At 61.2% G+C, this 19,803-nt stretch carries 14 protein-coding genes; 13 read left to right on the top strand and 1 reads right to left on the bottom strand.

From position 1 onward, the window contains the following. Positions 1-42 precede the first annotated feature (42 nt). From DH08_RS27595 to DH08_RS27560, 8 genes are all read left to right on the top strand, one after another. The gene (locus DH08_RS27595; RefSeq protein WP_428339308.1) at positions 43-1,209 is read left to right on the top strand and encodes a DUF3095 domain-containing protein; all 1,167 of its coding nucleotides are present in this window, start codon (positions 43-45) and stop codon (positions 1,207-1,209) included. An 85-nt stretch (positions 1,210-1,294) separates the two neighbouring features. Further along, complete coding sequence (locus DH08_RS27590; RefSeq protein ID WP_192182397.1) at positions 1,295-2,638, top strand: nucleotide sugar dehydrogenase; 1,344 nt, start codon at positions 1,295-1,297, stop codon at positions 2,636-2,638. A gap of 234 nt (positions 2,639-2,872) precedes the next feature. Continuing rightward, positions 2,873-4,207, top strand: a complete 1,335-nt coding sequence (locus tag DH08_RS27585; protein WP_192182395.1) for an adenylate/guanylate cyclase domain-containing protein — start codon at positions 2,873-2,875, stop codon at positions 4,205-4,207. 156 nt (positions 4,208-4,363) lie between these two features. After that, positions 4,364-6,259 carry an ABC transporter ATP-binding protein gene (locus DH08_RS27580; RefSeq protein WP_192182393.1) on the top strand — a complete coding sequence of 632 codons (1,896 nt, stop codon included), beginning with the start codon at positions 4,364-4,366 and terminating at the stop codon, positions 6,257-6,259. Continuing rightward, the gene (locus DH08_RS27575) at positions 6,256-8,154 is read left to right on the top strand and encodes an ABC transporter substrate-binding protein (RefSeq protein ID WP_192182391.1); all 1,899 of its coding nucleotides are present in this window, start codon (positions 6,256-6,258) and stop codon (positions 8,152-8,154) included. The genes DH08_RS27580 and DH08_RS27575 overlap by 4 nt, the downstream gene beginning before the upstream one ends. A gap of 2 nt (positions 8,155-8,156) precedes the next feature. Next, the gene (locus DH08_RS27570) at positions 8,157-9,155 is read left to right on the top strand and encodes an ABC transporter permease subunit (RefSeq protein WP_192182389.1); all 999 of its coding nucleotides are present in this window, start codon (positions 8,157-8,159) and stop codon (positions 9,153-9,155) included. Beyond that, positions 9,152-10,333 (top strand): ABC transporter permease, encoded by a 1,182-nt coding sequence (locus tag DH08_RS27565; RefSeq protein WP_192182387.1) that lies wholly within the window; start codon positions 9,152-9,154, stop codon positions 10,331-10,333. Before DH08_RS27570 ends, DH08_RS27565 begins: the two co-directional genes overlap by 4 nt. A gap of 210 nt (positions 10,334-10,543) precedes the next feature. After that, positions 10,544-11,023 (top strand): class I SAM-dependent methyltransferase, encoded by a 480-nt coding sequence (locus tag DH08_RS27560; RefSeq protein ID WP_192182582.1) that lies wholly within the window; start codon positions 10,544-10,546, stop codon positions 11,021-11,023. 37 nt (positions 11,024-11,060) lie between these two features. Here DH08_RS27560 and DH08_RS27555 read toward each other — a convergent pair whose 3' ends face one another. After that, positions 11,061-12,476 carry an adenylate/guanylate cyclase domain-containing protein gene (locus DH08_RS27555; RefSeq protein ID WP_192182385.1) on the bottom strand — a complete coding sequence of 472 codons (1,416 nt, stop codon included), beginning with the start codon at positions 12,474-12,476 and terminating at the stop codon, positions 11,061-11,063. Between the two features lie 202 nt (positions 12,477-12,678). Between DH08_RS27555 and DH08_RS27550 the strand changes: the two genes are divergently transcribed. The 5 genes from DH08_RS27550 to DH08_RS27530 all read left to right on the top strand — a co-directional run bounded on the left by DH08_RS27550 (position 12,679) and on the right by DH08_RS27530 (position 19,701). Beyond that, positions 12,679-13,500, top strand: coding sequence for a hypothetical protein (locus DH08_RS27550; RefSeq protein ID WP_192182383.1), 822 nt, complete (start codon positions 12,679-12,681; stop codon positions 13,498-13,500). Positions 13,501-13,574: 74 nt separating this feature from the next. After that, positions 13,575-14,099: a GNAT family N-acetyltransferase gene (locus DH08_RS27545; RefSeq protein WP_192182380.1), complete on the top strand. Its 525-nt coding sequence runs from the start codon at positions 13,575-13,577 to the stop codon at positions 14,097-14,099. Beyond that, positions 14,099-15,463 (top strand): hypothetical protein, encoded by a 1,365-nt coding sequence (locus DH08_RS27540; RefSeq protein WP_192182378.1) that lies wholly within the window; start codon positions 14,099-14,101, stop codon positions 15,461-15,463. The genes DH08_RS27545 and DH08_RS27540 overlap by 1 nt, the downstream gene beginning before the upstream one ends. A 239-nt stretch (positions 15,464-15,702) precedes the next feature. After that, positions 15,703-19,002, top strand: a complete 3,300-nt coding sequence (locus tag DH08_RS27535) for an adenylate/guanylate cyclase domain-containing protein (protein ID WP_192182376.1) — start codon at positions 15,703-15,705, stop codon at positions 19,000-19,002. An 18-nt stretch (positions 19,003-19,020) separates the two neighbouring features. Further along, entirely contained in the window at positions 19,021-19,701 is a 681-nt protein-coding gene (locus tag DH08_RS27530; RefSeq protein WP_192182374.1) for a peroxiredoxin-like family protein, read from the top strand. Positions 19,702-19,803 lie beyond the last annotated feature (102 nt).

Here is a 19,803-nt window from a genome sequence, read left to right as displayed (position 1 = left end):
GCATGATCGACTTCACCTTCAAGCTCTGGAGTGTGCTATCTGATGCTCATGGAAACAGCTGTCGCGTCCGACCCGTTTGTCGCTTCTTTGCCAGTCTTCGCAAAGTTCGAAAGCGTTGCCGATATCGATAACTATCGGCCTCTCCCCGATGGCTGGGCCCTGGCCACCGCCGACATCGTCGGCTCGACCAAGGCGATCGGGGCCGGGCGCTATAAAACCGTCAATATGGCCGGCGCCAGCGTCATTTCGGCGCTGCTCAATGCGCTGGGTCGGCAAGATCTTCCCTATGTATTCGGCGGCGACGGCGCACTCGTGGCGTTTCCCGGCTCGGCGCTGGAGATCGCCCGTAACGCGCTGGCGGCTGTCCAGAGATGGGTGGCGGACGAACTGGACCTGACCTTGCGTGCGGCAATCGTGCCGATAAAGGATATAAGAGCGCAAGGCCTCGACGTTCGCGTGGCGAGGTTCCAGGCCTCCGAAGCGGCCTTCTATGCCATGTTCGCCGGCGGTGGCGGCAGTTGGGCGGAAGCCGAGATGAAAGCGGGGCGCTACCGCATCGATCCTGCGCCGGCCGGCGCGCGGCCGGATCTGACCGGCCTCTCCTGCCGCTGGAACCCTATCGAAGCTCGGCACGGCGAAATTGTCTCGATCATAGCCATACCAGGGGCTTCGCGAGACTTGCGCGGTTTTCAATTTCTGGCTTCCGACATCATCGCCCTTGCCGGCAGGCAGGAACGCGATGGCCACCCGGTGCCGGTAGACGGGCCGGCCTACAGTCTTCTGCCTGCCGGCCTCGATGTCGAGGCGCGGGCCACGGCGCCGCCAGGGCGGCGGTGGCTGGCGAAGCTCTGGGTGATGTTCCTGATGTCGCTTACGGCCGTCACCGATAGATTTGGCTGGACGATCGGCCGTTTCGATCCGAAGGTCTATAAACGCGAGGTGGCCAGCAATTCGGATTTCCGGAAGTTCGACGACGGCTTGAAGATGACCATCGACGTTGACGCGGATGTGTTGCAACGGATCGAGAGCCGGCTGAAACAGGCGGAAGAAGCGGGCATCTGCAACTATGGCCTGCACCGCCAGAAATCGGCCTTGATGACATGCCTCGTCATCTCGCCGCTGCAGCCCGATCACGTTCATTTCATCGATGGCGCCGACGGCGGCTATGCGATGGCTGCCGCAAGCCTGAAGGCGAAGGTGCCGGTCTGACGACGGCTTGCGGAAATCTATTTTCCGCAATATGCCTCGGCCATGGGAGCGGACAGCCTGTCCGAATTGACGGGAAAGCAGATTTTTGGACGCCTCACGATCGACATATGACCGTCTTCTGAACCGGATTTCAGCGCGCGCCGCGCAAGTCGGCGTGATCGGACTGGGCTATGTCGGGTTGCCGCTGGGGGTTGCGATCGCACGCGCCGGCTTCCCGGTTTCCGGCTTCGATATCGAAGCCCAGAAGGTCGAGAGCCTGAACAACGGCCAATCCTACATTGAGGCGGTGACGTCGACAGCCCTTGCCGGCCAGGTGGCGAGCGGACGGTTCCGCGCCACTGCGGATTTTGCCGAACTGGCCGTCTGCGATGTCATCATCATCTGCGTTCCTACACCGCTGACGAAAAACCGTGAGCCGGACCTCTCCTTTGTCAGGAACACGGCAGGCACCATCGCGAAGCATCTGCGTCGCGGCCAGCTGATCGTGCTGGAATCGACCACCTATCCCGGCACCACCGACGACGTGATCAAACCCATATTGGAAGAAACCGGCTTGCAGTCGAAGATAGACTTCTTCCTCGGCTTCTCGCCCGAACGCGAGGATCCCGGCAACCGCAGCTTTGAAGTCGCGACGATCCCCAAGGTCGTGGCAGGCGACGGCGTTGAAGCGGCGACGCTCGTGCAGGCTTTCTACCAGGGCGTGGTCAAGACCGTCGTTCCGGTTTCCACCACGGCGACCGCCGAGGCGGTCAAGCTGACGGAAAACATCTTCCGCTCGGTCAACATAGCCCTGGTCAACGAGTTGAAGGTCGTGCTCGGGGCGATGGGCATCGACATCTGGGAGGTGATCGAGGCGGCAAAGAGCAAGCCCTTCGGCTACATGCCTTTCTATCCTGGCCCCGGACTTGGCGGGCACTGCGTTCCGATCGATCCCTTCTACCTGACGTGGAAGGCGCGCGAATACGAACTGCCGACCCGCTTCATCGAGCTGGCGGCGGAGATCAACACGGCCATGCCGCGTCATGTGGTCGATGAACTGGCGAAGGCGCTGGACCGGCGCTGCGGCAAGGCGCTCAGCCGCTCGCGCATTCTCATCATCGGGCTCGCCTATAAGAAGAATGTGCCCGACATCCGCGAAAGCCCTTCATTGCGGCTCATTGAACTCATCGAGGAATGGGGCGGCAAGGCGGAATTCCACGATCCGCATGTTGCCGAAATCCCGACCACACGGGAGCATATGGCGATCAAGGGGCGTTGCTCGATCGAATTGACCGAGGCGGCCTTGAAGGATTTCGATGCTGTCGTCGTTGCAACCGACCACGACGCGATCGACTATCAGGCGATCGCTGATCACGCTCTTCTGATCGTCGACACACGCAATGTTTTTGGCCGCCTCGGGCTAGCCCGAGAGACGGTAGTGAAGGCCTGACGGCGTCTAAGCCGGCGAATTTTTTGCCCGATGTCAGGATCGTGGTTGCACTCCGCCGGCAGCCTCGCCACATATGTGCCCCAGGAGATAGATGCAGTTACGCCTGCTCCTTGCCTGCAAGGACAGTCATTCGGGAAATTCTTCGCCGGCTTTTGCCTCCGAAGCCGGCTTCATTGACTTCGAGGGTGTGGCGGATCAAAGGAGATGGCTCGTCTTCGACGGGTTCGAGATAGCATGAGCACAGCGCAAGTAGAAATTTCCACCATTCTCATGGATAAGGTTGCCGATTGGCTGACCCAATCGGCGCTGGCCGGCAACGACCTGGAAACATTGATAAAAGGCTTTTGTGAACGGCTGGCTGCTGCCGGCCTGCCACTGAAGCGGGTGCATTTGAGCTTTTCGATGCTTCATCCGCTTTATGACGCGCTTGGCTTCACCTGGCTTCGCGGCCAGGGGATGGAAATGGAAGGCTTCCGCAATGAGGGCGGCGTGCAGTCTGACAGATTCCTGACCAGCCCATACTACCATCTGCTCACCAACAAGCTCGACCATCTGCGGCGCCGGTTGAACGCGTCGGTGCCGTCGGAGTTTCCTGTTTTCGATGAACTCAGGCTTATGGGCGTCACCGATTACATGGCTTTCGTCCATCCCTTCAGCGGCAACACCAGTCAGGGCATGCTAGGGTCCTGGTCCACCGACAGTGCTGCAGGCTTCAGCGACAGCATGATTTCGGCGCTGCTGCGCATCCAGAACCATCTCGCTATCGCAACCAAGATGGCGGTACTCACCAAGCTCGCCGACAACATGATGACCACTTATCTCGGCGGCGACGCCGGCAGGCGCGTGCTCGACGGCCAGATCAAGCGCGGCGAGGGTGATACAATCCGGGCCGCGCTGGTCATGGGCGATATGCGCGGGTCGTCAAGACTTGCCGAAACCTCCGGCCGCGAAATCTATATCGATACGCTGAACCAGTTTTTCGACGCCGTTGCCGCCCCTTTCAATCGCAAAGGCGGGCAGATCATGAGTTTCATAGGGGATGGCTTCATTGCCGTCTACCCTTGCGAAAGGCACCGCTCGCAGTCCGAGATCGCCTGCCAGGCTGCTCTTGCGGCAGCGCACAAGGCCAGCGCGCGCATGATGGACCTCAATCTGCGCAGAAAGGAGCAGGGGTTGGGCGACATAAAATTTGGTATCGGCCTGCATGTCGGCAATGTGATGTTCGGCAATGTCGGGCTTACAGACCGGCTCACATTCTCTGTCTTCGGCTCGGCTGTAAACGAGGTCCAGCGCCTCCAGACCCTGACCAAGAAATATCCGCACAGCGTTCTCGCCAGCAAGGACTTCGCCGGCTATTGCGGCGCCAACAGCTGGCTGACGCTCGGCATGGAGGAACTGGCGGGTATCAAACAGAAGCTGACGGTGCTTTCACCCGATCTGTCGGGTGCTCTCGCACTCGATGAAGACGCTGCGCCGATTCACGACCGGATATCGGACGCCGAGCAGGTCATGCTGCTTCATCGCGATGCCGCGCGGCTGTCGGCGGGCGACCGAAGGAAGCTCCAGTAACTGCCACGATCTGATCCGAACGCCTTGGTATGCAGTCCGGTCGCCGGTTCCGCCGGGGAACTCGTTTCGAATCCAAGTTGCTCTAGGCCGGCAATGCGCTAGTCTCGCTTCTGGGCTTGCCGGCCGGCAGGCCGCCAGAGTGGGCTGGTGTGAGAAATGAATGCGGGCGTTGATCTGCTGCGGATCGAGGATGTTGGCATCTCTTTTGCCATTATCGGGGGACCGTTGCATGCCGTCAGGCGGGCAAATCTTCGCGTCCTGCCCGGCAAGGTTACTGCGCTTGTGGGCGAGTCCGGTTCCGGAAAATCGGTTCTCAGCCAGGCAGTGATGGGCATTTTGCCGAAGACAGCCCATGTTCGCGGCCGTATCCTGTTTTCCGATCCTGAAAAGCCCGGCACGACGCAGGATATCCTGCAGATGCCGCGTGACGGACCCGAAATCCGGGCATTGAGAGGCAGCCGCATCGGCAAGATCTTTCAGGAGCCGATGACATCGCTGTCGCCACTGCACACGATCGGCAACCAGGTCAGTGAATCCCTGCAGATTCATGCGCCCATGGCTCGGGCGGAGCGCAAGGCGCGGACCGAGGAAATGCTCGGCCTTGTCGGCTTTCCCAATCCCAAGCGCGCCTATGACATGTACCCCTTTGAACTTTCGGGAGGATTGCGTCAACGCGCCATGATCGCCATGGCGCTTATCTGCCGGCCGGCTTTGTTGATCGCCGACGAGCCGACGACGGCGTTGGACGTCACCATCCAGGCGCAAATCCTGCAATTGCTGCGCGGGCTTCAGACCAAGCTGAACATGGCGATGCTGCTGATCACGCACGACCTCGGCGTGGTCGCGAATGTCGCTGACGAGGTGGTGGTCATCTACCATGGCGAGATCATGGAAGCGGGGCCTGTCGAAGCGATATTCCGCCGGCCGGGTCACCCTTACCTGAAGGGCCTGATGGCAGCCGTTCCGCATTTCGACCTGAAGCCTGGCGAAAGGCTAAAGGCGCTCCGCGAGGTGCCGGTGAATGTCGAGAACCTGCTCGGCAAGCAGACGGCGCCGGCATCGAAGGGGCCGGACGACATCCTGTTGTCGGTCAGAGATCTGAAAAAGACCTTCACCACTCGCAAGTCCGGATGGTTCGGCGGGGGTCATCAAACCTCTGTTCGCGCCGTGGACGGCGTGAGCTTCGATATCAGGCGGGGTGAGTGCCTGGGTCTGGTCGGCGAAAGCGGCTGCGGTAAAACCACCGTCAGCAAGATCCTCATGCGGGCTGTCACCCCTAGCGGCGGCTCTGTGATCTTCAACGGCCGCGATGCACCGATAGACGTCCTGGAAGCCGAGGGAGAAGCCCTGCGCATGCTGCGCGCGAAAATCCAGATGGTCTTCCAGGATCCGGTTTCGTCGCTTTCACCTCGCATGACGGTAGAGAACATCTTGGGCGAGCCGCTGGAAATCCATCAACGTGGCAATGCCGCGTCCCGACTCGCCACGGTCAAGAGCCTGATGCAGGCTATCGGGCTCGATCCGCGCTTCATCAAGCGTTATCCGCACAGTTTCTCCGGCGGGCAGCGTCAGCGTATCGGCATCGCGCGTGCGTTGGCGCTGGGGCCTGAACTCCTGATCTGCGACGAGCCGGTTTCGGCGCTCGATGTCTCTGTCCAGGCGCAGATCCTGAACCTTCTGAAGGACCTGCAAAAGGAACTGGGCCTGACCTATCTGTTCATATCCCACAATTTGGCGGTGGTGGACTACATGGCAGACCGCATCGCGGTGATGTGCGGCGGGCGTATCGTCGAGCTTGCGCCGCGCGAAATTCTGCTCAGGAAACCGATCCACCCCTACACGCGCTCACTCGTCGCCTCGGTACCTTTCCCCGATCTCGACAGGCCGATGGATTTCAAGACGCTGAAACTCAGCGGCGCTTCCGACACCAGCGCATGGGGACCGCAATTCCGCGACGAGAGCGACGAGGATATGCTGTCGCCGCTCGATCTTGGCGGCGGCCACCTCGTGCTGGCCCGACGTTCGGCCGATGTCAGCGAGCTACGCCATTGATCAGCCGGCGCACCGTCCTTGGCCTCATGGCTTCGACATTTCTGCCGGGTACGTTGCGCGCCGACGATCTGGAGCCGGAATTTCTTCAGCCGCAGCTGAAGGCCAAGGCGCTACCGGCACTCACTGACCGCCTGCCCAAGAGCCCGCGCGCGTTGAATCTCGCTGCGATGAGCCGGCAGCCCGGCCAGTATGGCGGCACGCTGCGAACGATCATCGGTAGCCAGAAAGATATCCGGATGATGACGATCTACGGGTATTCTCGCCTGGTCGGCTATGACGAAAAGCTCAACATGCAGCCCGACATTCTCGAGAGTTACGACGTAGCGGATGATCGCGTCTTCACTTTCAAGATACGGGAAGGGCATAAATGGTCTGACGGCAGCCTGCTGACGCCGGAGGATTTTCGCTATTGCTGGGAAGACGTCTGGCTGAACGATGAGCTTTCGCAAGGCGGGCTCGCCCCGGCCCTGCTGGCGGACGGCAAGCCGCCACGTTTCGAGATCGTCGATCCGTTGACGGTCCGCTATAGCTGGGATGCGCCCAATCCCGACTTCCTGCCCAAGCTCGCTGCTGCTTCGCCGCTATCGCTTGTTCTGCCGGCCGCCTATCTCAAGCAGTTCCACAAGAAATACCAGGATGCATTCCGGCTCGCCGGCCTGATGAAGGAGAACCGGGCCAAGAAATGGACGCTCCTGCATATCCGCATGTCGCGGCAGTATCGCCCGGAGAACCCGGATCTGCCGACGCTCGATCCCTGGCAGAACCGGACCAAGCCGCCGGCCGAGCAGTTCGTCTTCGAGCGCAACCCGTTCTTTCATCGAATAGACGAGAATGGCCGGCAACTGCCCTATGTTGACCGGATTATCATGAATGTCAGCTCGTCGGCGATCATTTCCGCCAAGACCGGTGCCGGCGAGAGCGACCTGCAAGGCATGGGAATTGACTTCGCCGACTACGCCTTCCTGAAGGATGCGGAGAAGCGCTACCCGGTGAAGATGCATCTGTGGAAACGCACCCAGGGTTCGCGGCTGGCGCTGCTGCCCAATCTGAATTGTGCCGACCAGGTGTGGCGTGGCCTTTTGCGTGACGTGCGCGTGCGCCGCGCACTTTCGCTCGCTGTGGACAGGCGCGAGATCAATATGGCTGTGTTCTACGGATTGGCGCAGGAAAGTGCCGATACGGTCCTGCCGGAGAGCCCGCTCTACCGGCCGGAATTCGCGAAAGCCTGGGTCGCCCATGATCCCGACCAGGCCAATGCCCTGCTCGACGAGGTCGGGCTCCAGGCGCGTGACGATGACGACCTGCGGATACTTGCCGATGGACGCCCGGCGCAGATCATCGTGGAAACGGCCGGCGAAAGCACGCTGGAAACCGACGCGCTCGAACTCATCACCGATCACTGGCGCAAGATCGGCATCGCCCTGTTCATCCGGACTTCGCAGCGCGACATCTTCCGCAGCCGCGCGCTTGGCGGCCAGATCATGATGTCGATGTGGTCGGGCATCGACAATGGCGTGCCGACCGCCGACATGAACCCGAGCCAGCTGGCCCCCACCATCGACGACCAGTTGCAATGGCCGCTCTGGGGTGCTCACTACTTGTCGCATGGCAAGATGGGTGAGGCGCCCGACCTTCCCGAAGTGGTCGAGCTGATGGCCTTGCTCAAGCGCTGGAACGCATCGACCGAAGCCACGGAGCGCGCCGAAATCTGGAATTCGATGCTGTCGATCTACACCGATCAGGTGTTTTCGATCGGCACGGTGAACGGAACGCATCAGCCGGTTCTGGCGTCCTCGCGGCTGCGCAATCTGCCTGACAAGGCACTCTACGGCTTCGACCCGACTGCTTATTTCGGTGTCTACATGCCGGATACATTCTGGCTTGGAGACTCCTGAGCGTGCTTCGATATATTGTCTGGCGCATCACTGTGATGGTTCCAACGCTGCTGGTCATATCGGCGCTGGTGTTCACCATCATCGAACTTCCCCCAGGCGACTATTTCGACAGCTATGTCGCCGAGCTTCGGGCTCAGGGCGAAGGGGTGGATTCCGATCGCATCGAGATGATGCGCAAGGAGTATGGTTTCGACAAGCCGCCGATCATTCGCTACTTCTACTGGGTCGGCGGGATGCTGCGTGGCGATTTCGGCTATTCCTTCGAATATGAGCTGCCGGTTCGCGACGTCGTCGGGGACCGGATGTGGCTGACCGTGCTGGTTTCCTTCGTCACGATCATCTTCACATGGCTCATCGCCTTTCCGATCGGCATATACTCCGCAACGCGCCAATACAGCTGGGGCGACTACGGCCTGACTTTCTTAGGCCTTCTCGGCCTTGCCATTCCGAACTTCATGCTGGCGCTGATCCTGATGTATTTCGCCAACATCTGGTTCGGCACGTCCATCGGCCATCTCATGGACCAGCAATATCTCGCCGAGCCGATGAGCTGGGCCAAGGCGAAGTCGATCCTCGCCCATCTCTGGATCCCGGTCTTGATCATCGGCACCGGCGGCACGGCAAGCATGATCCGGCGGCTGCGCGCCAATCTGCTCGATGAGCTGCACAAGCAATATGTCGTGACCGCGCGCGCCAAAGGCCTTCATCCCTTCAGGGCGCTGGTCAAATATCCGCTGCGCATGGCGCTCAATTTCTTCATTTCCGACATCGGTTCTATCCTGCCGGCCATCATCTCAGGCGCCGAAATCACGGCGATCGTGCTGTCTTTGGAAACGACCGGGCCGATGCTGATCAAGGCGCTGCAAAGCCAGGACATGTATCTGGCAGGGTCGTTCCTGATGTTCCTCGCCTTCCTGACGGTCATCGGTGTCCTGATTTCCGACCTGGCGCTGGCGCTGCTTGATCCACGAATTCGTTTGCAGGGCGGTAGCACCAAATGAAGACGGATTCGCCGCTGCCCGCTCCGGGTGCTCCACTGCAACACTACATTTCCAGCGCGCCCTTCGACCTGCAGTCGGTCGAATCGATGACGCCGGAGCAGTCGAAGGTCTTCCAGGCGTCGCAGTTGCGGCTGATGTGGTGGAAATTCTGCAAGCACCGGCTTGCCCTTGTATCGGGGATGTTCCTGGCGGTGCTTTATTTCGGGATACTGATCTGCGAGTTCCTGGCGCCCTACAATCTGCACACGCGCAACATGGACTACATCTATTCGCCGCCGCAGCGGGTGCACCTGTTCCACGACGGCCAATTCGTCGGGCCGTTCGTCTATGGCCGCCAGATGAAGCTGGACATGGACACGCTCAAGCGAAACTACATCGAGAACAAGGATGACGTTCAGCGGCTCCGTTTCTTCTGCAAGGGCGACAGCTACCGATTCTGGGGCCTGATCGAAGGTGACAGGCATTTTGTCTGCCCTGCCGAAAACGGCCAGCTCTTTCTGGCCGGCACCGACAGGTTGGGGCGCGATGTGCTCTCGCGCATCATCTATGGCGCACGCATTTCACTGACGATCGGCCTCGTCGGCATCAGTTTCAGCTTCCTGCTCGGCATCGTCATCGGCGGACTGGCCGGTTACCACGGCGGTATCTTCGACCTCATCGTTCAACGGATAATCGAAGTTCTGCAATCGATTCCCAGCATTCCGCTATGGCTGGCTCTGGCGGCGATCATGCCGATAACCTGGAGTCCGATCCTGATCTATTTCGGCATCACCGTCATCCTCGGGCTACTCGACTGGACCGGACTGGCGCGGGCCGTGCGCTCAAAGCTTCTGGCCTTGCGCGAGGAGGACTACGTTCTGGCCGCGCAATTGATGGGCGCCAGGAGCAGCCGCATCATCGGGCGGCACCTCATTCCCGGCTTCATGTCGCATCTGATCGCGACGGCGACGATCTCCATACCCGGCATGATCCTGGGCGAGACCGCGCTGAGCTTCCTCGGGCTCGGCCTGAGGGCGCCAATAACCAGCTGGGGCATCCTGCTCACCGAGGCGCGCAGCGTCAGCGTGATCGCGTTCTATCCATGGCTGCTTTTGCCGATGCTTCCCGTCATTCTCGTCATCATGGCGTTCAACTTCCTCGGCGACGGCTTGCGGGACGCCGCAGACCCCTACAAGTGAGATCGCTATTGCGCCGCGCGCCGGGCAGCCGACTCCATCCGGTATGATCCCTGTCGGCAGCCTGTTCGATTGTTGCAGCGTTCATCGTTCGCCTCTATATGTGGCGAGACGCGATCGGGGTTAAACACGTCGCCCTCGGTTTCACCCGTGAACCGTTCTGGTCGCGAGCATTGCCGATCTCTTGAGCTGGTTCAGGACACACAAACGCATATGACTCGCCTCGAGAATTTCATCAGCAGGATGACCGCACAGCGCGACATTCTCGATCAAGTCTGCGCCGAGGTGGCGAAGATCGAGGGCCCCGTGCTCGAGCTCGGCCTCGGCAATGGCCGGACCTTTCACCATCTGCGCGAGCGCCTGCCCGGACGCCGGATCGTGGTGTTCGACCGCGCACTTGGCGCACACACCAGCTCAATTCCCGAAGCTGAGAACCTCGTGCTCGGCGAAATACGCGAGACGGCGGAGAGGTTCATTGGCATCGACGCCGTCCTTGTTCATGCCGACATCGGCACCGGCTATGAAGATCGCGATGCAGTGACCTCTACCTGGCTTCCCGATCTGATCGCGCGCCTGCTTCGCGTCGGCGGCATCGCGGTCAGCGGCACGCCGCTCGATCACCCGCTGTTGCAACGCCTCACGCCGCCGCCTTCGGTGCCTGCCGATCGTTATTTTATCTCCAGGCGCGTGTGAGCGGCCGAGACGACCGCAATCTTCACGGGCCAAATCGTCAGGGGATCGTATAGACTGCTATCTCCCGCTCTATGCCGCGCAGCGAGACCTCGTGGGGCACGGGCGTCAGCGCGTTCCTATGCAACAGATCGGCGGTGAGATTGTCGTCGACCACCGCACGAGTGGCGAAGATCGCCTGTGCGTTGGCAAGGTTCTGGACCCGCGAAGCAATGTTGACCGTCTGGCCGAAATAGTCCTGTCGCTCGTTCATGGACACGGCGATGCAGGGGCCGGCATGGACTCCGATCTTGAGCAGCAGATCCTCGCGCCCGCTTTTGTCATTGAGCGCACGCATGGCATCGCGCATCCTGAGGGCCGCAGCAATCGCACGATCAGGCGTCGCGAAGGTCGCCATCACCGCATCACCGATCGTCTTCACCACCGCGCCTGCCTCCGCCGCGACGATCTCGTGCAGAACCTGGAAATGCTCGCGCACGAGATCGAAGGCTGAAAGATCGCCTACCCGCTCGTAAAGCGCGGTCGATCCGCGCAGGTCGGTGAACAGGAAGGTTAGGCTGGTGATCTTCAGCCGCTGGTTGATGTCGAGCGTATCCGTGCGATAGAGATCGCGGAACGTCTGGTTAGTGAGCAGGCGCTTGGCGGTCAGGAACGGCCGGCGTTTGCCCAGGAAATCATGCAATGCCTGGCCGGCGATGAAGACCGTCGGCAGCACGCGGGTGTCGGTCCTGTTTTCCAGCGAAATGCGCAACGGGCCGGGTTGCATCTCCAGCGTCTGGTTCTGGACATGGTCGCGGTCGAAGACCAGAGAGAGGCTTCGGCGCTCCTTTGTTGGTTCGCCCTTGCCGTCGATGAACTGCGCTGAATGCGTGACCGGCTCGAAGACGATGATGAATTCGGACGGAAGCTGTATCTGCAGAACCGCCTTTTCACCGGGCGCAAGCTCGATATCCTCCAGCGAGAACGCTTCCATCTTTTTCGCGAAATCCTCTTCCGGCAGATCGACGCCGGACGCCCAGTAGATTTGGCGGAAATATTCCTTCAACGGCAGTTCGTGTGGATTGTGGGCGGCAATCCTGCGCACGCGGGGACTGACGGTGAATGTCACCTCGACCATCTCGTCGAGGGTCGGCGGATAGCCCTCGGAGCACAGCGCGCAGGTGTATTCGTCCTTCTGCAGGGTTTTCAGCGTGGCGTTGGTGTCGAGCACGCCGCCACAGCCGGGGCATAGAACATTCCAGGAAATGTCGAAGATGCCCACCCGCGCAGCATGGAGAAAGGCGCTTATGGCGCGCTCCTCGTCGAGGCCATGCTTGCTGGCGAAGGCTGGCGCATTGATGCGGCAAAGTTCGCGGTCCTTGCCCTCCGCGATGGTTCTCTTGATCGCGTCGATTGCCTGTGGATCGACATCGGTCGATTGCCGCAGAAGCGAGAACAGATCCTGAGCTTCGTTCATCGTGCAGGCTCCGGAAAATGCCCCCGAGGCGTGTTGACCGGACCTGTCTGGTCCGAGTGCTTCATCTTACTTCGAAACGGACCGTACGGCCATTCGAATGGATAAGCCTGGTGACAGTTCAATTTCCATTCGGCGGATTTTCACCAGCCGCAAGCGGCACTATGATGGGTCCATGGGGCATTCGTCTTTGGGGCTTTCTCCCGTGCCGACATCCAGCAACCCGCCATTTCCCGCGGCCCTGCGCCTTTTCTCGGTGGCGGTCATCATCGTCCTGATCGTCGGCGCCGGCCTGTTTTTCGCCCCTGCGCTGGTCAAACCGCGCTGGCCTTGGGCCGTCACGCCGTTCAATGCCCGCTTCCTCGGCGGCTTCTACACCGCCGAAATGGCCGTGATGGCCGCGCTGCTGGTCTGGAATCGCTGGTCGCCCGGCAGGCTCGTGCTGGTTATGGCCTTCATCTTCACCGTCATCGTGTCGGTGGCTTCGTTCGTCAATCTCGGCTATTTCAACTTCGAGCGCAAAGCGCCCTGGCTGTGGTTTTTGGTCTATCTTGCTTCGGTCGCGGTATCCGGGCTGTTCCTGTGGCGGGCCAGGGTCCGTCCTTCAGCAAAAGGCGTGACCTTAAACCCCGCATGGCGCGCCTACATGCCGGTGGAATCGGCGATCCTCGGGCTCTACGGCGTCGGCCTGTTGCTGTTTCCCCTGACATTCGGTGGCTTCTGGCCATGGCCGATCGATGCCTTTCACGCTCAGGTCTACAGCGCCATTTTCCTCGCCGGTGCAGGTGGTACATATCTCGTCTGGAGAAACGCGCCGCGTGAGGAACTGCTGGTGCTTGGCCTGGCGCAGTTTCTGGTTGGCCTGCTTGCCATCCTTGGCCTCGTCATCACCGACGCGGCGGTGCACCGGATCGACTGGACGGCGACCGGGACATTGTGCTGGCTCGCGCTTTTCGGCTGGATCGGCATCAGCGGTGCCTTCAAACTCTACGCCGCCTCCCGGTATTTTAGCTCGCAACCGGCATAGGGTGCAGAGACGGCTGGATTTTCAGGTGACGTCCGGTGCATCGTGCCGGACCGATTGCCTTCGCCGGGAACGCCATGACCAGCACGACCTCGCCATCCTCCGAGAAAATCCAGCCGCAGCTCCGGGCCGTCCGGCCGAGCGATGCGGAGGCGCTTTGCGCAATCTTCAATATGCCGGGCTTCCGGTGGGGCACGCTCAGGATGCCCTTCGAGATGGTGGAGCAGGTGGAGCGGCGCATCGCCAAATCCGGCCAGGAAACCACCTGGATCGTTGCCGAGCTGGACGGCAAGGTCGTCGGCCATGGCAACCTGGTCGTGCAGGGTTCGCCACGCCGTTCGCATATCGGCGAGATCAATATCGGCCTTGACGATGCCTTTGTCGGCAGGGGTGTCGGCTCTGCCATACTTGCCGCGCTGCTTGACGTGGCCGACAACTGGCGCGCCCTGAAGCGGGTCGAATTGACCGTCTATGCCGACAACGAACCGGCCGTCCGTCTCTACACAAGCCACGGCTTCGAGGTCGAAGGCCGGCATGTGAAGGCCGGTTTTACCGACGGGCAGTACCACGACCTCCTGAGCATGGCGCGGCTGCGGTTCTGATGACCGCCGTCTTTGACCCAACCCCTAGGCCTCCGGTGGAAATTCTGGCTGCGCTGTCGCTGCTCTGCCCGGAAGTCGTGCGTGACATCGAGCAGAACTGGAACGCACCGGTTTCCGATTACGCCCGCCATCTGTGGCGGCCGGTGGCAAGGCCTGCATCAGGCCCGGCGATCGCTGCCCGCTCGATCCTGCGCAAGGTCCTGCATCAGCGCCTTGGTGTGATCATGCAACCTGAAGAGATCGACAAGGCCCTCGAAGAATTCGAGCACAGACCGGTGATTCAGTCCGGCCTGCATTGCCTGCTTCTGATGGACCGGATCACCTTCGATGCCCTCCTGCTTGCCTGGCTCGGCGCGGTCGAAAACGGGCTGTCGGCCTTCATCTGCTTCATGGGAACGACAATGACCATGGAGACAATTGGCCGGGAGGGGCCGGGATGGCTCGATGTCGGCGACGATAAGGTCAATCTGTTTGGCATGGGGCGCCACAAACTGTGCCGAAAAAGCGCCTGCGCGGCCGGTCCCGTCACCCTAAACAAGCGCGCGCTCGAAGCGGTGGGCGACGAAACGGATGCCAGCCGCTGGCTGGGCATACTGCTTGCCAGCCAGGACAAAATGTTTGGAACCGCCGCCGATGCGCTGACAGCCCTCAACGAGGATCTGGTCGCCGATTGGGATCGCTCCGGCATGGCCCTGCCGGTTTTCATCGATGATCGGCTCGCCGCTTCTGCCGTGGCGCGGCATCTGGAATATGACGGCAGCCTTCTTTCCAGGCTGCTCCTTGAGCCAGCAAAGCGCGAGCGTCTCGAACGTGCCTTGCAAGAGGCCGCATCGAGCCCATTTGGCAGATTCCTGCCCAACGCCACGGCCCATTTCTGGGGCATCCGCGAGGAGCGCGTGCGCAAGCTCGTCCTCGAGAACGGGCAGTTGATCGAGCCTGACAGACCGCATGGTCTTTCCATCCCGTTCGAGGGGCCGCATCTCAAGCAGGCACTGTTGGACGGCGTGCTGCTGCCGAACTTGTTCCTGATGTTCCTCGTCCTTGCCATATTGCCGCGTGTGCGGGTTGTGGGCGGCCTGAGACAGATTGGTTATGTAGCGCTTTTCCACTCGATCCTGCTGGCTGTGCTAGATGAAAACACGCCGGAAGAGCGCGATCTGGCTGCGGAGCTGCAGGTAAGGGAAAATGCCTGGGGCGCCCGTGTCATCGATGAAAAGATCTCGGTCCGCGAGCAGCTTGCCGGCCTGCCGGAAGGGGCGCTCTTCCCGGACCTGCTCCGGCAATACCGTTTGCGGACATTTGCCGAGACGACCGACGACCTGAAACTGGTTCGCGAAAACGCCCGATGGCGCAAGATCGGCTAGGCAGAGATCAAGGCGACCTGAGCCTCGCATCAGGCCTTGTTTCAGGTCGATTTTCTGGTGCGCAACCGCAAGCGACGGCGATCTATCGGTGAGCCTCTGGCGTCTGGTCCGGCCGCTTCCTTACCCATTTGCGCTGCCGCTTGCTGGTCGACGGCTATCGGTTCATCCTTGTGTGAATACCCGGCCGTGAGGTGCGTAGCGAGATCACGCCGTCACGGCCCCTGGTGAGGTCTTGTTCGATGGACTGCTTGGGCTGCGGTTTCGAGGTTGAGGGCGGTTTCGCTTTCTGTCCGAGGTGTGGCAGGCGCCAGCCCGTGCCATGCGCCAGCTGCGGCTACTCCTGCGCACCTGATTTCGAATTCTGTCCGAAATGTGGGACAAGCGTCGGTGCGCCCGCAAAAGCCGTCGAACGGCCTGCTCCGACACCAAGCCGGACCATTGTGCCGCCTTCTCGAACTCCGTCGCTGCTTGCGAACATCGAAAGCGAAGATGGGCTGCATCCCGTCTCTGACGCCGATCGCCGGACGGTAACGGTTCTGTTCGCCGACCTTTGCGGCTTCACGACACTCAGCGAGCAACTCGACCCCGAGGTGATGCAAGCGCTGCAGAACGAACTGTTCAAGGAATTGACGGCGGCCGTGCGAAACTTTGGTGGTTTCGTCGACAAATTCATCGGCGATGCACTGCTCGCTTTGTTCGGTGCGCCGGTCGCGCACGAGGACGATCCGGAACGTGCGCTTCGCGCCGCCCTCGACATGATCGCCCGGACGGCGCGGCTCGGCGAAAGCGCCCCCCACTCCGGCACGCCTCTGTTGCTCCACATCGGCATAAACACTGGTCCGGTCGTTACTGGCGGATTGGGCATCGGCACCGCCAAATCCTATTCGGTGACCGGCGACACAGTGAATACGGCGCAACGCCTGCAATCGCTGGCCGCACCGGGTGAGGTGCTGGTCGGCGAGCTCACTCACAGGCTGACCCGGCATGCCTTCGCTTACGAGTCACTGGGTGATGTCGTGCTTCGCGGCAAGGCTGGCAGTGTGCTCGTCCATCGGCTGGATGCACCGCTTGCGGCGCCGCGTGCAGCGCGCGGGCTCGAGGCACTCGGCCTCAGCGCGCCGATGATAGGTCGTGATGCGGAGCTCAATAGAATGCTGGCGAGCCTTGACCAGGCGTGCGGCGGCTCAGCCCAACTTGTCCGCCTCGTCGGAGAAGCCGGTATCGGGAAATCGCGGCTGGTGAAGGAGTTTGTCGCCCGCGTCGGCGACGAGGATCGTTTTCGCAGCGTCGCCGTGCGGCGGGCCACGTGCTCACCGCTGGGCGAACAATCATTCGGCGCCTTGGGCGCAGTGGTGCGCAGCGCTGCCGGGATGATGCAAAACGACAATGGGGACGAAATGCGGGAGAAGCTCGCAGGCTTGCTTAACGATCTCGGCCTGCAGGGCGAGGAGGCGAAGCGGCTGATGCCTTTGCTCTACCATGTGCTTGGCCTTGGCGACCCCGAGGCCACCTTGCAGCATGTCGAGCCCGAGCAGCTGCGGCGGCAAATTCTCTACGCAGTCCGCACAATCATCGAACGGCGGCTTGCATTGTCGCCGCTGTTGATTGTCGTCGAAGACCTGCACTGGGCCGACGCCGTGTCGCTCGAGGCACTACGTTTCGTGATGGACAGGTTGGAACGCACGCGGTTGATGTTGCTGGTCACGCATCGTCCGGCGCCGGACAACGATCAGCTCGACTCAAGTCGGGTCAGTCACACAGCGCTTAGGCTTTCACCGCTCAACAGTGATGATGGACGCAGCCTGCTGGCGGCGTTTTTCGGCGAGAGCTGGGTAAACTCCGCAGGCGGGCTTCTCGACCAGATCCTCGAGCGCGCGGGCGGCAACCCCCTTTTTGTAGAGGAGATCGTTCGCGGCCTTATCGATCGTGGTGTACTGATGCGCGAGGGCCAGCGATGGCGGACTGTGGCAGGCGAAGTCGCAACCGGCATTCCCGCCACTATCCAGGCAATGTTGCTTGCTCGGGTCGACCGGCTGCCCCAAGAGGTGCGCCGGTTGGCCCAGGAAGCCGCGGTAATCGGCCCGCGCTTCGATGCCACACTTCTGAAAACCGTGACAGCCGACCCCGCCCGACTGGAAGCCGGCTGCGAACTGCTTTGCGATGCGGAAATCATCGAGGAAGTTGCCGGATCAGGCGCGGTCTCGTCGCAAACCTACCGCTTTACGCAAACATTGCTGCAGGACGTGATCTACCAGAATCTGCTCCTGCAACGCCGGACCGACATCCACGGGCGGGTCGGTGCTGCCTTGGAGCAACTGTGTGGCGACAAGCCGGAACGGCTCGAGGATTTGACCGTGCTCGGTCATCATTTCGCACAGAGCGCCGAGCGGGAGAGGGGCGCGCATTACCTGCAGGCGGCGGGCGATCGCGCTCGCATGATATACGCCAACGACGACGCCCTTCGTTTCTACGAGCGAGCACTGACAGCGCTGGGCGCGATCGGGCAAACACCGCTCAAACTGGCAATTGCAGAGCGCATTGCCGATCTGAGCGGCCCGCTAGGCCGCCGCGAGATCGCGCACCACCACTACGAGACAGTGTTGCAGGCATACCGCGAGTCAGCCAATCGTGTCGCGTCGGCGCGAGTTCTGCGGAAGATCGGTCGGCTGCTCTGGGACGTCGGCAAGCGGGACAAGGCAGAATCCCGCTATGCTGAAGCGACAGCGCTCCTCGATGGAGCGGATGCCCCGATCGAGCAGGCGAATCTCTGGCAAGAACGTGGCCGACAGGCGTTCCGTAGCGGAGATCACGCTCTCGCGGCAAAATGGGCAGACGCAGCGCTGGATTGCGTACGCTCTCTGACAACGGAGCATGTCTCCGAGGTAGGACGTGATGCCACTCTTGTGACCGCCGAGGCACTCAACACCAAGGCTGTTGCGCTGGCTCGCCTTGGGCGAAACCGTGAAGCCGTGCTTCAGGTTGAGCGTAGCATTGAATTGGCCGAAGCCGCCGGTCTGCTGGGCGCGGCCTGCCGCGGCTACACCAATCTCGGCGTGCTTTACACGACCATCGATCCGACACAGGCGATGGAGGTCTGTCGGCGCGGTCTTGAAGTGGCACGCCACATTGGTGATCTGGGATTCCAGGCGCGCCTCCTCGCCAATCTGGCGGTCGCTTGTTGTACTTTCACGGATCGCTGTCCAACGGAGGGCGTGCCTGCTGCCGAGAAGGCGATCGAGATCGACCGGGCGCTCGACCAGCGCGAGCACCTGCCGGTGCCGTTGATCGTGCTTGGGCAGATCCACCAGTGCAACGGCCGTCCGGAACTGGCGGTTGGTTTGTTCCACGAAGCACTGGACGTGGCCCGCGAAACGGGCGAGCCCCAACTGCTGTTTCCGTGCTATGATGGTCTTGCAACGCTTAATCTCGACCTCGACAATCTGGCCGAGGCCGAACGCTACTTTTCCCTGGCGCAGGATATATGCGCCCAGCACGGGCTCGACCCGGAAGCGCTTGTGGTGCTGCCTTTTCTCGACTAGCCGGGCTGGAGGTTGGAAATGTCCGAGCGTAGTGACTTGGTACCGCTTCAACCGGGTGACCGTGCGCCAAACTTGGTACTCGACGCCATTACCCAGGAAGGCAAGATCGCGCTTGACGACTTTCGCGGACAAAAACCGGTGCTGGTCGGCCTGTTTCGAGGTCTGCATTGTGCGTTTTGCCGGCGCCATATCGCAGCCCAGGCGCGACTTGATCCGGAGCTGCGCGAAAAGGGCGTGGAGAGCCTGACTGTCGTCAACACGCCGATCGAACGGGCGCGTCTCTATTTCCGCTACCACCCGATGCCGAATCTGCTTGCGGCCTCCGACCCTGAACGCGCTTCACATCGTGCTTTTGGACTGCCCAATCTCGAATTCACCCAAAACGAGACGAACTGGCCGTACAAGGTCTCGATGGCAGCGGTAAAGGATATGCTGGTCGACATACCAAGCGAGTTGCCCGGTCCTATGGATCCTATCTCGGCCGGCGAAATCCTCGACAAGAAGGACCATTACGAACTTACCGAAGCCGACGAGCAGATGATGGCAACGGGACACGGACAACTGGTCGGTCAGTTCCTGCTGGACCGGCAGGGGATCGTCCGCTGGAGCTTCACTGAGGTTCCAGAGGGTGGGCGATACATGTTTGGGGCGCCAAACCCGCAGGAGCTGATGTCAGCCGTGTCCCAAGTCGCCCAATAGACTTGGGAACGGGGTAAACGGGCGGGACACCGAACAAAAAGCGGAACCAGCGGATGCTCGATCTTGATCGGCGCCCAGAGATCGTCGGCATCGACGAACGCG

The organism is Mesorhizobium amorphae, from assembly GCF_014843845.1.
GTDB classification, from domain to species: Bacteria; Pseudomonadota; Alphaproteobacteria; order Rhizobiales; family Rhizobiaceae; genus Mesorhizobium; species Mesorhizobium amorphae_A.
This window is presented reverse-complemented; position numbering and strand designations above follow the sequence as displayed.